We start from the raw sequence: 14,823 nt of genomic DNA, 5'->3' as shown, positions 1-14,823 counted from the left end.
CGCCGCACCCGCTCAGCGGGTGCGGCGGGCGGTCTTCGCGGCGGCCGTGGAGCCGCGGACGACGAGGCTGACCGGCAGCGTGACCGACTTGCGCGGCAGCCCGGGATCGGCCAGCCGCTCCAGCAGCATCCGCGCGGCCTCGGCCCCGATCTCGTAGTGCGGAACGTGCACCGTGGTCAACGCCGGCGTCAGCCGGTCGACGAACGGCATGTCGTTGAAGCCGACGACGCTCAGGTCGCGCGGGCAGCGCAGCCTGCGCTCATCGGCGACGTCAAGGCAGCCAAGGGCGATCATGTCGTTGGCGGCGACCACGGCTGTACAGCCGCCGCCATCGTCCGGCAGGCCGTCCAGCAGGAGCCGGAACGCGCGGGCGCCCGCGGCCTCGGTGAACGCGTCGGCCTCCGCGATCAGCTCCGGGGCGGGCGGGAGCCCGGCGTCCTCCATCGCCTGCCGGAAGGCGCGCGAGCGTGAGTGCCCGGTGGTGGTGTGCTGCGGCCCGGCGACGTGCGCGACGCGGCGGTGCCCGAGGTCGACGAGATGCCGGACGGCGGCGGCGATCCCGCTCTGGTCGTCCGCGATCACCGCGGGCACCGGCAGCCCCTCCACCCTCCGGTTGATCAGGACCAGGGGCGCCTGGTCGGCGAGGTCGGCCAGCTCGGGATCGTCGCGGTGCGCGGTCGCGAGGATCAGGCCGTCGACCTGCCGGGCCCGCAGCGCGGCGAGCTGCCGGCTCTGCCGTGCGGCGTCGTTGTCGGTGTTCGCGATCAGCGTGGTGTAGCCGGCGCCGGCGAGGACGTCCTCGACGCCGCGGGTGATGGGCGGGAAGAGGGGGTTGGTCAGGTCGGGGACCAGCAGCCCGACCGACATCGAGCGGCTGGTCTTCAGGCCGCGGGCCATGGCGTTGGGGCGGTAGTCCAGCTCCTCGGCGGCCTTGCGTACCCGCCGCACGGTGGCCTCGCTCAGCCGCGAGCGCGCCGCCGGGTTCAGCGCGCGCGACGCGGTGGCGACGTGGACGCCCGCCCGGTCGGCCACATCGCGAAGGGTGACAGGTTCGGTCATCGATTCTCGGCAATCGTTTGTAGAGGGTCATTGTCTGAATACCGGGACGGTCTTGCCAAGCAGGCTCGACAATCTTAGTCTGCGGTGACTAACGTTTGCATACATTCGCCGACAGTGTTCACCTCAGGGGAGCTCCTTCCGTAATCACCGCTCGATGGGATAGCGATGAAGCATCGTCGATCGTCCGTCCTCGTGGCCGTGCTCTCCGCGTCGGTCGCACTCACGGCCTGCTCGGCCGGCGAGGAGCCGGCCGGCCAGCGGCGAGGGAACGCGTCCGGGCCGCAGGGCACCCTGCGGTTCGGAGTCGGCTTCACTCTCGACAACTGGGACAACCTCAACAAGCCCAACACCACCTACCTCTCCACCGTCTACCAAGGGCTCGTGGAGAAGGCCGCGGACGGCATCACCGTCCGGCCGCGTCTCGCCACCTCATGGAAGCAGAGCCAGAAGGAGATCACCTTCACGCTGCGGTCCGGGGTGGTCTTCCATGACGGGACGCCGTTCGACGCCGAGGCGGTGAAGGCGAACTTCGGACGCATCCGCAGCGAGCCCAGCCAGTACCAGGCGATCCTCGACCCGGTCTCGGAGGTCCAGGCCGTGGACGCGACCCACGTCAGGCTGAAGCTCAGGCGTCCGGCGCCCACCCTGGTCGCGCAGCTCGCCGACCGCGGCGGCTACATGCTGAGCCCCAAGTCCATCAAGGACAAGACGCTCAAGGAGAAGCCCGCCGGGACCGGGCCGTGGGCGTACAACGCGTCCGCGACCGTCCGCGACTCCAAGGTCGTGCTGGACTACTTCGACAGGTACTACGCGCCGAAGGAGGTCGGCGCGAAGCGGCTGGAGATCTACGCGATCGGCGACGACGAGTCGCTGTTCAACGCGCTCGCCACCGGCAAGGTGGACGTCGCCGCGCTACTGCCCGAGACCCGCAAGCGCGCGGAGTCGCAGGGCTACAAGACGCTCTGGTACCCGGCGCTGCGCTACCACTTCCTGTTCTTCGACCGGAAGAAGACGTTCGCCGACCCCACGGTGCGGCAGGCGATCTGCCAGGCACTGGACCCCAAGGCGATCCTCACCGGGCAGTTCGACGGCCTCGGCGAGACCTACGACCAGCGGTTCGACCCCGGCCAGCCGGGCCACAACCCGCAGGTCAAGGCGTACCCGCGCAACCCCGGCCAGGCCAAGGCGCTGCTCGCGGGCAAGGGCGTCGGCTTCAGCTTCCCGGTGTTCCCCGGCACCGAGCTGCTCGGCGAGCTCGTGCGGACGCAGCTCGGCGAGGTCGGCGTCAACGTCAAGGTCGAGAAGATGTCCACGGCGCAGTACTTCAGCACCTTCGACACCGGCAAGTACCCGGCCGCCTACAACACCAGCACCAGCGAGGACCCCGGGCCCTACGACTACTACCGGTACCGGTTCAGCACCGAGGGCGCCGGCAACCCCTACAAGGTCGGCGTGCCGGAGCTCGACCGGCTTGCGGAGCAGGGCCTGAACGAGGCCGACCCCGCCAAGCAGAACGCGGTGTGGCAGCAGATGACCAAGCTCATCCACGACCAGGCGCTGGACTGCGGGTTCCTCAGCTACCCCGTCGTGTTCGCCTGGGACGCCAAGCGCGTGACGAACATCGTCCCCACCCGCTACGCGCCCTCGGCCTTCCGGTACCGGGAAGCCCTCCCGCAGCGGTGACGCGGAGGACGGCATGAGGACGCGGAGGACGGCATGAGAAGGCTCTTCCTGACCCGGCTGGCCGCCCTGGTCCCGCTGCTGCTCATGGTGTCGGTCTTCGTGTTCCTGCTGGTGCGCGCGACCAACACCGACCCGGTCAAGCAGGTCCTCGGGGACGGGGCGAGCGAGGCCCAGCGGGCGGAGATGCGCCGTGCGCTCGGCTACGACCGGCCGCTGATCGTCCAGTTCGGGTCGTGGCTGGGCGACGCCGTCCGGGGCGATCTCGGCCGGTCGCTGTTCACCGACCAGGCCGTGCTGGCGTCCTTCACCGAGCGGCTGCCCGCGACGCTCGGCCTGGTCGTCGGGGGGCTGCTGGTCGCCCTGCTGATCGGCCTGCCCGTCGGCGTCTACAGCGCGCTGCGGTCGGGCTCGCTGGTCGACCGCGCGGTGACGGGCGTCGCCTCGCTCGGCCTGGCGATGCCCGGGTTCTGGCTGGCGCTGCTGCTCGTCCTGGCGTTCGGGGTGAAGCTCCGGTGGTTCCCGGTGATCGGCTACACGCCGTTCGCGGACGATCCGGGCGCGTGGGCGTACGGGCTCGTCCTGCCGTGCGTCGCGCTCGGCACGCACTCGGCGGCGGTGATCGCCCGGCAGGCCCGCGGGACGATGACCGAGACGCTGCGCGCGACGTACGTGCAGGCGCTCCGTGCCACCGGGACGCCCCGCCGCCGCATCGTGTTCGGCTACGCGCTGCGCAACGCCATGCCGCCGGTGGTCACGGTCATCGGCTGGGAGCTGTCGACGCTGCTGGCGATCAGCTTCGTGATCGAGCGGGTGTTCGGCATCCCGGGGATCGGGACGCTGCTGCTCGACGCCGTCGTCCGCAACGACATCCCGCTCGTCCAGGGCGGCGTGGTGCTGGTGGGCTGCATCGTCGTGCTCATCAACCTCACCGTCGACGTCGGGTACGGGCTCCTCGATCCGAAGGCGAGGCCGCAATGAGCGTGGACGTCCTGGCCAAGGCGCCGCCGGGCCCGGAGGCGCCCCCGTCGCGGACGCGGTGGTCGCGCGTCCTGCGCCGGCTGCTGGGCCAGCCGGTGACCGTCGCGTGCGGACTCTATCTACTGGCGCTCGTCGTCGTGGCGGTGGCGGCCCCGGCGCTGGCGCCCTACCCGCCGGACAAGGTGGACCTCGCCGTCCGGCTCACCGGCCCGAGCGGCGACCACTGGCTCGGCACCGACGAGCTCGGCCGCGACCAGCTCTCGCGGATGATGTACGGGGCCCGGGTCGCGTTGCAGGCGTCCTTCCAGGCGGTCGCGCTCGGCGTGGTCGTCGGCGTCCCGCTCGGGCTGCTGATCGGCTACCTCGGCGGCTGGTGGGACCGGATCGCGATGCGGCTGGCGGACGTGGCCGGGTCGATCCCGACGCTGCTGTTCGCGTTCGCGATCATCGCGGCGCTGGGCCGGGGCCTGACCAACGCGATGCTCGCCATCAGCATCGTGTTCGCGCTGAACCTGCTCCGCATCACCCGCGGGGCCGTCCTGATCGAGCGCGAACGGCCCTACGTGGACTCGGCGCGCGTCCTGGGGCTCGGGTCGCCTCGGATCATGTTCGGCCAGATCCTGCCGAACGTCGCCGGGCCGCTGGTCGTCCAGGCGTCGATCTTCCTGGGCCTGGCTCAGCTCTTCGAGGCGATGCTGAGCTTCCTGGGGCTCGGTGTGGACACGGGGACCGCGAGCTGGGGCCAGATGCTCGACAAGGCGCGCACGTACACGGCCGAGCAGCCGTGGCTCCCGGTGTTCCCGGGGGTGGCGATCACCGGGACCGTGCTCGCGTTCAACCTCTTCGGCGACGGCCTGCGCGACGCGCTCGGACGCGAGGGCGCCACGGCCCTCCCGTGGGGCCGCTCCCGCCGCGGCCCCTTGCTCGCCAGGCAGGAAGACGGGGCCGGGGCGGACGGCCGCGCCCTCGTGACGAACAGCGAGCCTTCTCCGGAGCCGAACGGAACTGCGTTGCTGTCGGTGCGCGGTCTGAGCGTCCGGTTTCCCGGCCAGGGCGGCCCGCCGGTCACCGTCGTGGACGACGTGTCCTTCGACGTGGCGGAGGGCGAGGTCTTCGGGCTGGTCGGCGAGTCCGGGAGCGGCAAGACGATGACCGCGCTGTCGGCCGCCGGGCTCGTGCCGTCCCCCGGGACGATCACGGCCCGCTCGATCCGCCTGGACGGCCGGGAGCTGACCGGCCTCTCCGACGACGAGCTGACCGGGATCCGCGGCCGGGGCATCGCGATGATCTTCCAGGACCCGCAGGACGCGCTGTCGCCGGTGCACACGGTGGGACGCCAGATCTGCGAGCCGCTGCGCACGCACGCCGGGCTGTCGAAGAAGGAGGCGCGGGAGCGGGCCGCCGAGTTGCTCGCGCTCGCCGGGGTGCCGGACGCGCGCCGCCGCCTCGCCGACTACCCGCACCAGTTCTCCGGCGGCATGGCCCAGCGGGTGATGATCGCCCAGGCGCTCGCCTGCGACCCCAGGCTGCTGATCGCCGATGAGCCGACGACCGCGCTGGACGTGACCGTCCAGCGCCAGGTGCTCGACCTGCTGCTGGACCTGCGCGGCCGGTTCGGCATGTCCATCCTGCTCATCACCCACGATCTGGGCGTCGTCGCCGACGTCTGCGACCGCGTCGCGGTGATGTACGCCGGCCAGGTCGTGGAGACCGCGTCCACCGAACGCCTGTTCTCGGCGCCGCGCCACCCGTACACGGCCGCGCTGCTGGCCGCGACGCCGCGCGGCGAGGAGGTCGCGGGCGAGCTGCCCACGCTGCCGGGGACCGTCCCGCCGCCGTGGGCGCAGCCGGACGGGTGCCGCTTCCACCCGCGCTGCGACTTCGCGGTCGGCGCCTGCGCGGCGGCGGCGGTGCCCCTGGAGAACGGGAGCCGGTGCCTGCGCCGCGACGAGCTGGCCCTGGGACGGAGCCGACCATGAAACCGATCACGGAGCACGCGACCGGCCCGCTGCTGCGAGTGGAGAACCTGCGCGTCGCCTACGAGACCGGACGCGGATTGCCGGGGCTGCTGCCGGGGCGGCGGCGCCGCTTCGACGCCGTCCGCGACGTGTCGTTCGACATCGCCCCCGGCGAGACGTTCGGCCTGGTGGGAGAGTCCGGTTCGGGCAAGACCACGACGGGACGCGCCGTGCTGCGCCTGGTGCGTCCGGCCGCGGGACGCGTCGTCTTCGACGGCCAGGACGTCACCGCGTTCGGGCGCCGCACGCCGCGGTGGTACCGGCAGGCCGTCCAGGTCGTCTTCCAGGACCCGCTGGCCTCGCTCAACCCGCGGCACCTCGTCTCGCAGGCGCTGGAGCAGGCGATCAGCCGCCGCGCGGAGCCGGTCCCGCGGTCGCGCCGCCGCGCGGAGGTGCTCGACCTGCTCGACCAGGTCGGGCTCGCCGCGCACCACGCCGACCGCTACCCGTACGAGCTGTCCGGCGGGCAGCGGCAGCGCGTCGTGATCGCGCGCGCCCTCGCGGTGGGCCCGAGGCTCGTCATCTGCGACGAGGCGGTCAGCGCGCTGGACGTCTCCACCCAGGGCCAGATCATCAACCTGCTGGCCGGGCTGCAACGCGAACTCGGGCTGGCCCTGCTGTTCATCTCGCACGACCTGGCCGTGGTGCGGCACATCAGCCACCGGGTCGGCGTGATGTACCTCGGCAGGCTGGTGGAGACGGGGGACGCGAACCGCGTCTACCGGGAGCCCGCCCACCCCTACACGCGTGTGCTGCTGGAGTCGGCTCCGCCGCCCGACCCGGCGACGCAGCGGGCGCGCCGCAGCCGGACGCCGTCCGGTGAGCCGGCGAGCCCGCTGTCCCCGCCGTCCGGCTGCGCGTTCCACCCGCGCTGCCCGTCGGCGTTCGAGCCCTGCGCGGGCACGGGCCCGCCGCCGCGCGCGATGCCGGACGGTGTCGTCCGCTGCCACCTGGATCCCGTCAAGCCCGTCAACTAAGGAGTCTGCATGGCGAACCAGCGACGGACCCTCATCCGAGGCGGCCACCTCGTCACCATGGACGAGTCGATCGGCGACCTGCTGTCCGGCGACCTGCTGGTCGAGGACGACGTGATCGCGTCGGTGACCCCGCGAGAGGGACGGGACGCCGACGAGGTCATCGACGCGTCCGGCATGATCGTGCTGCCGGGCCTCATCGACACCCACATCCACCTGTGGCAGACCGTGCTGCGGGGCATGGCCGCCGAGATGTGGAAGGGCGAGTACTTCGAAGAGGTGCTCCCCTACCGGGCCCGGTTCCGTCCCGAGGACATGTACACGGGCGGCTATGTCGGCGGCCTGGAACTGCTGTCGAACGGGGTCACCACCGCGCTGGACTTCTGCCACTGCGTCGTCTCGCCCAAGCACGCCGACTCCGCCGTCGCGGGCCTGGCCGCGACGGGACTGCGCGGGATGCACGGCTACAGCCTGCGCGCGAAGCCGCCCGGCCACTTCACCACCCACGACCAGCGACTCGCCGACGCCACCCGGCTCAGCGGGGAGATCGCCGACCGGGGCGAGGGCCGCATCGGGATGATGCTCGCGCTGAGCGACCTGGAGACCATCGACATCGCGACCAGCGCCCGCGAGGTGGCGCACGCCCGGGACCTCGGGCTCCGCATGACGATCCACTCCAACTTCCCGGGCCAGGTCACCGCCATGCACGAGGCCGGGCTGCTCGGCCCCGACCTCGTCCTGGTGCACTGCAACGTGGTCACCGACGACGAGCTGGCGATGCTCGCCGACGCGGGCGCGGCGATCTCCGTCACCCCCGGCGTGGAGCTGGGCCTCGGCTCCCCCTTCACCGTCCTCGGACGGGCCCTGCGCCGCGGCGTGCGGATCGCCTGGGGCTGCGACATCCCGAGCTTCAACAACGCCGACCTGATCGCGCAGATGCGCCTGGTGTACCAGCTGCAGGGCTTCGTGGACGGCACCGGCGAGCGCGCCGAGGGCCGCACCGGACGGCGGCGTCCCGGCATCCCGACGCTGACACCACGGGACGTCCTGCGGCACGGCACCATCGAGGCCGCGCGGGCGCTGGGCCTCGACGAGCGGATCGGTTCCCTCACCCCCGGCAAGCAGGCCGACATCGTGCTGCTGCGGGCGCCGCTGTTCGGCACATCGCTCTGCGAACCGGCCGCTCATCTGCTGCTGCAGAGCGGCGTCCAGGACGTCGACACCGTCCTGGTGGCGGGACGCGTCCGCAAGCGCGGCGGCGACCTGACCGGCGTCGACACATCATCCCTCGCCGATCTCCTGAACATCTCTCGCGCCCACGTGCTGGCTGAGGCGCCGTCCCCGGACTGACGCCCACCCCGTGAGGACCTCGTCGCCGGGCTCGCAGCGCGCCACCGGCCGGATGCCGGGAGCCAGCTGTCGTGCCCCGTGCCGGGCTCCTCTCGCAGCGGCTTGGCGGCGTCGATCGGGATCTCATGGGCGGCCATCCGGCCACCCTTCTCTCACCGGCGCGCAGGTGATCGGAGGATTCCGTCTTCCGCCCGCGGCTGTCAACGCGCGGTGAGCGGGGTCTTCTCGCGGTAGAAGGCGGCGATCATGGCCTCGCGGCCGGGCAGGTTGAACTCGCGGCCCAGCGTCCGCATGATCGAGTTCTGGCTCGGACGGTAGATGCCGCGCCGGTGGTAGTAGCCGCCCTCGTAGGTGTCGATCACGCCGCCGTCGGGGGTGGGCTGCCCGAGAAAGCGCGCCCACTTGGTCTGGTTCTGCCGCATCTGCTCCCGCGTGTAGATCGAGACGTTGAGTTCTCTGGGTTCGGGGCCTCGGTAGACGTCGCTCTGGCCGTCGCTGTACTCGTCGGCGAGGCCGCCGACCGAGTGGCCCATTTCATGGATGGCGACTTCCCCCGACTGCGCGTTTCCGCCGGACGCGGTGGCCACGGTGCCGCCCGCCCCGCCGTACGTGGTGGAGTTGCCCAGCGCGAGGACCTCGTCGACGTCCCGGGCCGCGGCCGCGTATTGCTGGGCCTTGGTCTCATTGACGCACAGCAGCCGCTGGATTCCACCGCACCAGAAGCCCATGTCCAGTGCCGTGGCGCGCTCGACTCCCTGATAAGGGTCATTGTCCACGCCGGATTGCTGGGAGACGACGTTGACCTGCCACACATTGAACTGCCCGCGATGCGACCGGAATGGCTCCTTGGCCATGATCTCCTCGAATTTGCCGCGCACATGGCCGCCGTAGGCGCCCAGCTCCGAACCGGTGTAGCCGTCGCCGACGAAGACCAGGTCGAACCGGCTCTCGCTCGGCCCGTTGACCTCGATCGGAATCACTTCGGCCGCCGCGACCCGGGATCGGGGAGCCGGCGAGGTCTGGACTTCACGGGTGACGCGCAGTCGCCGAATGGTGCCGTCCGGTGAGAAGACCTCTCGCCATTCGGTGCGGACGGGCGCGTGCTGCGCCGTGGCGGGTTCGGTGACGACGGCGGTCAGCGCGGACGCCGTTACACCAACGCAGGTCAGATAGGAGATCAGAGGTCTGATGCGCACGGGGGAACCTCCTTTGAGGGTCCCCCGAGTATGGGAGAAAAGGGCGGCGCGTCCCCATCTCAGTTCCTCATAATGTCCGCATTATGGATCGCTGATATCGTGTCCGGCAGAACCGGTGTCCCGGCATTCTCCGTCCTCTGTATTTCAGGGCTGATGGCGTGGAAGGCGGTGTGACGTGCAGCTTGAGCTCCGCCACCTCCGGACCCTGTGCGCGATCGCGGACGCCGGCAGCCTGAGCCGCGCGGCCGCGACGGTCGGCGTCTCTCAGCCGGCCCTGACCGGACGGCTCCACCGGATCGAGACAGCCCTGGGCGGCCAGGTCTTCCGCCGCGGTCGGCAGGGGGTGAGCCCGACGCCGTTCGGCCTGTTCGTGCTGAGCCGGGCGCGGTCCGTGCTGGTCACCGTGGACGAGCTGCTCACCGGTATCGAGACCGAATCCGGCACGGCGGGCGTGCGCGTCGGCGGCTACGCCACCCCCGTCCTCACCGGGCTCCTGCACCGGCTGTTCGAGCTGCCCGGCGCCCGGATCACCGTCCACACCGAGTACTCGCCGCGGCTGCTGCTGGACCTGCTCGCGTCCCGGCGGCTCGACGCGGCGACCCTGGTCGACTATCCCGGGCACGAGCTCCCGGTCCGTCCGAGCGTCGGAGTCCGGGTCGTCGCGACCGAGCCGATCGCGGTCGCGCTGCCCGCCGGCCACCCGCTCGCGGACGGCGACGAGGTCCCGCTGGCCCGGCTCGCCGACGAGGACTGGCTGGTCACGCCCCCAGACGGCGCCGGATGGCCGGAGTACTTCTACACCGCCTGCCAGGAAGCGGGCTTCGCGCCCCGCGTCCGGCACATGATGACCGAGCACGACATGATCCGCGCGCTCGTGGCGGAGGGCCGCGCAGTCGCCCCGTGCCAGGCGACCCTCACGGTCGGCACGGACATCGTCGTCCGCCCCTTGACGGGCCCCACCCTGTGGATGCGTCACCTGCTCGCCTGGCGACTCGGCGGCCCACTGGCCCACCGCGCCCCCGAGCTGGCCGCGCTGGCAGCCGAGGCACACCGGACGGCCGCCGCCGACGTCCCCGGCCTCCCCGGCCGCCTCCATCCCGGCGGGCCCGCCGATCGGCCGTTGCACGGCGGATCTGCCGTTACGACCGGCTAGCCAGGGCCGGAGCCACGCCGCCCGGTACCGCAGCCACTCCGGGCGCCGGTCAGGTCGGCCAGGCCTGGGAAGGAGTTGGTGGTGAACGCCTCGGCGCTCACGTTGTGTTCACCGGTGGTGGCGATGAGGTGGCGCGCGAGCGCGGAACTGATCGTGCCGAGGTGCCGTTCACAGGTCCGGGTGCGTGGAGCCTGGTGGGCGGGGGCCGTGGCAGGAGCTGCCGCGTGCCGACGATGGGCCAGACGCCCGCGATCATCGTCCGTGGCGCTTACATTGATCGGCCTCATCGCCTCCTTCGTTCTGCCCATCATCAGCGACGGCACCACCGCAACCAAAGTCGTTCTGTCGATCAGCCACATCGTCGTCGCGATCATCATCGTCCCCGCACTGGCGCTAGCCCTCCCACGCCGAGCACGGTGAGTAGCGTCCAGAGACCAATCTCGCCCATGCTGCACAGCCCTGGTTGAACAGGTTCACCAGAAAGTCACCGGGCGATTTCACCAACACCGCAGAGCTGTCCCACCAGCTCGGCGAGGCCACCAACTGAGATCACCTGTTTGATGCGGGTGAACCGGGCTTCGACCGAGACCAGAGCCTATGCCGTGCATGGCTGAGGGCCGCCGCTACGAAGGACGGAGCGGCAGCGCCACGACCCACGCCGCAGCTTCCGGGCGCAACGCACCACACGGCCTACGGTCGCGTGAGCACCGACCTGCGCACCCCCCTCGGTTCGAGAAGCGAACCGAGGCCACGCTGGCCTCTTAACAACGCTTCGCCTCAGAGCAGAGACCCTGAAGAGCTTGAGCTCACTCTGCGTTACGACAGGCCGAACCATTCGACCTCAACGAATATTGCTCTTAGCCAGCAACGAGCGGTCCGCGCGGTCGCCGAGCAGGTGCCGGACGAGGAGGTCGGGGACCTCCAGATGCTCCTGCTCGGAATCACGGTTCATCTGGATGATGCGGTCGGGGATTCCCGGACGGCGTCCCAGCGCCTGGCTGGTGCCCATCAGTCGACGCCTGATGGTCTCTGTGCAGGTGAGCACAGCCGCAAGCAACCGGGTTGACAAAAGCCCCAGCCTGGGCACGATGCGGACCTTGCTCTTGGCTGCTCGGAGCCGGCGGACAGTGCTGTCACGGGCATTGGCGGTCAGGGATCATGGATGCGTCGGCACCGGAAACGTCCCGTGGGTCGCTAGCTTGAAAGCGGAGAGATTTCGGCCCGGTGGGCGCTGGTCTCTTCTGGATGAGGCAGCGAGAAGGCTGGGAGCCGTCTGCAGGCCCTTGGTGGACGTGGCGATCTCGATTGACGGAGCGGATGCCGATGTCGAGTCGTTGTGGGCGTGGCTTTCGTGATGAGCCTCTGCTTCGCGGGCGGATAAGGGTCAGCAGCGCGCCGGATCCGGACGGCGTTATGGGCGCCCCTATCGAACTGGTGGTGGCCCTGACCACCTCTGCCGGCGCCACGATGACGATCGTGGCGCGCTCGATGTCGCGGTGGCTGATCGAACGGGAGCGACAACGACGCTCCGATGTCGTGATCAAGGTGACGGGGCCGGACGGACGCCAGGTGTCGGTGTCCGCCAAGCGAGTGGCCGACGCGGAGGACCTGCTGCGCATGATCCTCGAACCGGTCGAGCCGGATCCGGGAGCGAAGCCGGCCGGTGAGGAACAGTCACCTGGAGCATGAGATCCATGCGTCTTCCCGATCCCGGGCGCTCCTACGCCGTCTTGATAGGTACCAGCACGTACGCCTCCCAGGAACTGGAGCGAAGACCCGCACTTCTCCTGTGACGTGCTACGAATGCACGGCAACGAACTGCGCAAGGCACGCCTGCGCGGCGCTGCCGTCGCACGCCTCCAGCACGCCCTCGCGCTGGCGCCAGGGCCCGACTCCCGCGCAGCGACCCTTCCCCCTGCTCGCTCGCGCGGCGGGCGCGCTCGGAGACAGGGCGCTGTTCGACACCGTCATCCGGCAAGCCGACGCCCTACTCGACCAGGCCGACCACACCTCGCTGTTCAACCCCTACGCCTTGCATGAGATCCGGCTCCGCGGGCTGGTCGCAACGGACCGAGCCGCTATCGCCATCAAACTCGCCGACGACCCACCAGCGGCGACCACCACCGTCGCCCCCCAGTGGCACGTCATCCAGTTCGTCACTATCGCCGGCGTCCGGCTCCGCGCAGGCGATCGGACCGGCTCCCGCGAATCCCTGGAGACGGCCATCCGCGAAGCGAACGCCCGGCGGCTCCCACACCAACTCCAACGCATCATGCGAACCGCGGCAGGAGACCTGCCAGACATTCACGCCGATGCTGAACAGGCCCTCGACCGCCTCCGCCAGGAGATGGCCGCCTAACCACGCCGGAGCCCCGGCGGAACGCGCCGACGCAATCAGATCCAGGCTCCGGGACTCGCGTGAACCGGTTCGTCGCGACGGAGTCCACCAATACGTGCGTCTCTCGGCCCTGGCATCCCGACGATCCGCAAAGTCGTTGGCTGGGCCACCCTTACCTCTTGCACTGCCGGAACCAATCCACATGGTTTGGGAGTCTTAGCCGCTACTGACTTGACCGCGGCCTAAGGGGCATCGTGTTGGACCTCGCCACTCTAACTATCTCCATCACTGCGCTCGTCATCTCCTTGCTCCTGACGCTCCGGCAAATCCGTCTGGCAAGCGGGGGGAACCACCTACCTGTCGTTCTTAACGCCTTCCGTGAGACGCGCAGCCCAGCGTGGTTTGAGGCACAGGAATACGTGTTGAACGAGCTGACCACGGAGCACTCGCCGGATAATGGCCACCGCGGCCTGCCGGAGCAGGCACGGACGCACGCGAACACCATCGGCCTGTTCTTCGACGACCTGGGAAAACTCGTCGCCCACGGCGTGATCGACCAAGGCCTGGTCATCGGGTCATACGGCACGAACATCGTGCGGCTTTGGGACGTCCTCGCTCCCTACGTCTACACGGAGCGACGGGAGCATGGGCTGCACTTCTGGATCTACTTTGAAGACCTCGCGGCGCGAACGGCTGCCTCGCGGCCTGACGTCGTCTACGCCGACCTGCACATGCGCCAGCGCCCGCCGCGACAGGAACCAGGTGCGGGCGGAGCAACTGGGTAGGTCGTTAAGGGACGCCCCTCTAGCTGGCCCGCAGACCCAATTCCTCGCTCGGGGCCGGGCATAGACAAGTTCTTCGACATCGCCACGGGTCTCGCCAAGCAGACACACATATCCAGGAATGCTCTGGATCTAAGAACGGAGTGCGGACCGCGCCCTGAGCATTGGCCTCGGAACCGGCACCGCTTGGACGGCGGCTGGGCATGATAGGCAGGTCGCCCGGCGAGCGCGGAACTGGCCGGAGAGCTGGATTTCCGCCAGGTTGTCCGCCGCGTCCAAATGCTGCCCGCGGGCTAGGCGGGGTGCCAGCACTCGGCTAAGGTGATCTTGTTGTCCTCCTCGGGAGCCAGGGAAAGCTCAAGGGCCTCGTCAGTGTCAACGGCGGGCTAATCGTGACCCCTTAGAGCGTGTCCCACGTCGGACTGTGGTGTTATCAGAGCCTGCGCGTCGGCTGGTCCCCGAGGAGTTGTGGGAGCTGGCGGCCCCGGTGATTCCGCGGTGCACGCCTCGTGGGCAGGGTGGGGACACGGCGTCGCTGGACGATCGGCTGGTGTTCACCGCGATCGTGTACGTGCTGACCAGCCGCTGGACCTGGCGGCAACTGCCGGGCGAGTTCGGCGTGAGCCGCTCCACCGCGCACCGCCGGTTCACCGACTGGACCAAGGCTGGGCTGTGCGCCGAGGTCGCACCAGGCGGTGCTGGACGAGTTGGGCGCGTGCGGGATGGTCGACTGGAGCGCGGCGATCGTGGACGCCACCGCCGTCCGGGCCCAGAAGGGGTCGATGACCGGCCCGAATCCGGTCGATCGGGCCAAGAAGGGCAGCAAGCTCCATGTGCTGTCCGACGCCGAGGGGCTGCCCTTGGTGGTGGGGATCTCGGCCGCCAACACCGCCGACATCGAGGCGTTCAAGCCGCTGTTCATGGCCATCCCAGCGATCCGGTCTCGCCGCGGCCCGCGCGCCTACCGGCCCCAAACCAACGAAAAGGTCGAACGCTACAACCGCACCCTGCTGGACGAATGGGCCTCCACTCATCCCTACACCTCCGAGACGCAACACCGCGAGGCACTCCCGCAATTGTCAACGACGCCGCATTCGTAACCCCCTGGGCGGACGAACCGTGAGCCCTTGATGTTATTGTTGGTTACTTTCGCTTCGGTCCGGCCGCGGGTGGCGGCCGAGGTCTCGGTTCTTGAGCCGGTTGTTGTCTCCCATCAGGCTGGTGACTCGGCGCGGTGGACGAGGCGAAAGCGCGCGGGTTCGTCAAATCCTGGACGGGCAAGCGGGTAACGT

13 protein-coding genes and 2 pseudogenes are annotated in these 14,823 nt (G+C 70.2%); 11 read left to right on the top strand and 4 right to left on the bottom strand.

The annotated features are described in order from the left end of the window. Positions 1–12 precede the first annotated feature (12 nt). Positions 13–1,059 (bottom strand): LacI family DNA-binding transcriptional regulator, encoded by a 1,047-nt coding sequence (locus E1264_RS13180; RefSeq protein ID WP_132173090.1) that lies wholly within the window; start codon positions 1,057–1,059, stop codon positions 13–15. Between the two features lie 165 nt (positions 1,060–1,224). Here E1264_RS13180 and E1264_RS13175 point away from each other — a divergent pair, with 165 nt between their 5' ends. Genes E1264_RS13175 through E1264_RS13155 form a run of 5 tightly spaced genes read left to right on the top strand, consistent with a single transcriptional unit; the run spans position 1,225 to position 8,062 of the window. Then, positions 1,225–2,742, top strand: a complete 1,518-nt coding sequence (locus tag E1264_RS13175) for an ABC transporter substrate-binding protein (protein WP_132173088.1) — start codon at positions 1,225–1,227, stop codon at positions 2,740–2,742. 33 nt (positions 2,743–2,775) lie between these two features. Then, the gene (locus E1264_RS13170; protein WP_132173086.1) at positions 2,776–3,720 is read left to right on the top strand and encodes an ABC transporter permease; all 945 of its coding nucleotides are present in this window, start codon (positions 2,776–2,778) and stop codon (positions 3,718–3,720) included. After that, a complete protein-coding gene (locus E1264_RS13165) occupies positions 3,717–5,699 on the top strand; it encodes a dipeptide/oligopeptide/nickel ABC transporter permease/ATP-binding protein (RefSeq protein WP_132173084.1) in 1,983 nt (660 codons plus the stop codon). Before E1264_RS13170 ends, E1264_RS13165 begins: the two co-directional genes overlap by 4 nt. Further along, positions 5,696–6,715 (top strand): ABC transporter ATP-binding protein, encoded by a 1,020-nt coding sequence (locus E1264_RS13160; protein ID WP_132173082.1) that lies wholly within the window; start codon positions 5,696–5,698, stop codon positions 6,713–6,715. The genes E1264_RS13165 and E1264_RS13160 overlap by 4 nt, the downstream gene beginning before the upstream one ends. A 9-nt stretch (positions 6,716–6,724) precedes the next feature. Continuing rightward, positions 6,725–8,062 carry an amidohydrolase family protein gene (locus E1264_RS13155; protein ID WP_132173080.1) on the top strand — a complete coding sequence of 446 codons (1,338 nt, stop codon included), beginning with the start codon at positions 6,725–6,727 and terminating at the stop codon, positions 8,060–8,062. Positions 8,063–8,262: 200 nt separating this feature from the next. Here E1264_RS13155 and E1264_RS13150 read toward each other — a convergent pair whose 3' ends face one another. Then, complete coding sequence (locus E1264_RS13150; protein ID WP_207935892.1) at positions 8,263–9,258, bottom strand: M64 family metallopeptidase; 996 nt, start codon at positions 9,256–9,258, stop codon at positions 8,263–8,265. 175 nt (positions 9,259–9,433) lie between these two features. Between E1264_RS13150 and E1264_RS13145 the strand changes: the two genes are divergently transcribed. Beyond that, complete coding sequence (locus tag E1264_RS13145) at positions 9,434–10,411, top strand: LysR family transcriptional regulator (RefSeq protein ID WP_132173078.1); 978 nt, start codon at positions 9,434–9,436, stop codon at positions 10,409–10,411. Here the strand turns inward: E1264_RS13145 and E1264_RS13140 are convergent. Both E1264_RS13140 and E1264_RS43330 read right to left on the bottom strand, forming a co-directional pair. Then, the gene (locus E1264_RS13140; RefSeq protein WP_132173076.1) at positions 10,408–10,788 is read right to left on the bottom strand and encodes a hypothetical protein; all 381 of its coding nucleotides are present in this window, start codon (positions 10,786–10,788) and stop codon (positions 10,408–10,410) included. The two genes, E1264_RS13145 and E1264_RS13140, sit on opposite strands and share 4 nt — an antisense overlap. A gap of 464 nt (positions 10,789–11,252) precedes the next feature. Further along, the gene (locus E1264_RS43330) at positions 11,253–11,420 is read right to left on the bottom strand and encodes a hypothetical protein (protein ID WP_165964153.1); all 168 of its coding nucleotides are present in this window, start codon (positions 11,418–11,420) and stop codon (positions 11,253–11,255) included. 236 nt (positions 11,421–11,656) lie between these two features. Between E1264_RS43330 and E1264_RS13135 the strand changes: the two genes are divergently transcribed. The 5 genes and pseudogenes from E1264_RS13135 to E1264_RS45295 form a co-directional block, all read left to right on the top strand. After that, complete coding sequence (locus E1264_RS13135; protein ID WP_347813392.1) at positions 11,657–12,100, top strand: hypothetical protein; 444 nt, start codon at positions 11,657–11,659, stop codon at positions 12,098–12,100. Positions 12,101–12,200: 100 nt separating this feature from the next. After that, positions 12,201–12,770: a hypothetical protein gene (locus tag E1264_RS13130; RefSeq protein WP_132173072.1), complete on the top strand. Its 570-nt coding sequence runs from the start codon at positions 12,201–12,203 to the stop codon at positions 12,768–12,770. Between the two features lie 401 nt (positions 12,771–13,171). Next, positions 13,172–13,534, top strand: a complete 363-nt coding sequence (locus E1264_RS13125; protein WP_132173070.1) for a hypothetical protein — start codon at positions 13,172–13,174, stop codon at positions 13,532–13,534. A 719-nt stretch (positions 13,535–14,253) separates the two neighbouring features. Then, positions 14,254–14,451, top strand: a pseudogene (locus E1264_RS45950) (transposase); the annotation flags it as partial. 24 nt (positions 14,452–14,475) lie between these two features. Further along, positions 14,476–14,601: pseudogene (locus E1264_RS45295) on the top strand (integrase core domain-containing protein); the annotation flags it as partial. Positions 14,602–14,823: the final 222 nt, after the last annotated feature.

Origin of the sequence: Actinomadura sp. KC216 (assembly GCF_004348535.1) — a bacterium.
GTDB lineage: Bacteria > Actinomycetota > Actinomycetes > Streptosporangiales > Streptosporangiaceae > Spirillospora.
Note: the sequence above shows the minus strand (reverse complement) of the source record. Positions and strands in the feature narration are given on the sequence as shown.

Coding starts and splice junctions, on each gene's coding strand:
- E1264_RS13180 (WP_132173090.1), bottom strand. CDS start 1,059: ATGACCGAACCTGTCACCCTTCGCGATGTGGCCGACCGGGCGGGCGTC.
- E1264_RS13175 (WP_132173088.1), top strand. CDS start 1,225: ATGAAGCATCGTCGATCGTCCGTCCTCGTGGCCGTGCTCTCCGCGTCG.
- E1264_RS13170 (WP_132173086.1), top strand. CDS start 2,776: ATGAGAAGGCTCTTCCTGACCCGGCTGGCCGCCCTGGTCCCGCTGCTG.
- E1264_RS13165 (WP_132173084.1), top strand. CDS start 3,717: ATGAGCGTGGACGTCCTGGCCAAGGCGCCGCCGGGCCCGGAGGCGCCC.
- E1264_RS13160 (WP_132173082.1), top strand. CDS start 5,696: ATGAAACCGATCACGGAGCACGCGACCGGCCCGCTGCTGCGAGTGGAG.
- E1264_RS13155 (WP_132173080.1), top strand. CDS start 6,725: ATGGCGAACCAGCGACGGACCCTCATCCGAGGCGGCCACCTCGTCACC.
- E1264_RS13140 (WP_132173076.1), bottom strand. CDS start 10,788: ATGATGATCGCGACGACGATGTGGCTGATCGACAGAACGACTTTGGTT.
- E1264_RS43330 (WP_165964153.1), bottom strand. CDS start 11,420: ATGGGCACCAGCCAGGCGCTGGGACGCCGTCCGGGAATCCCCGACCGC.
- E1264_RS13135 (WP_347813392.1), top strand. CDS start 11,657: ATGAGGCAGCGAGAAGGCTGGGAGCCGTCTGCAGGCCCTTGGTGGACG.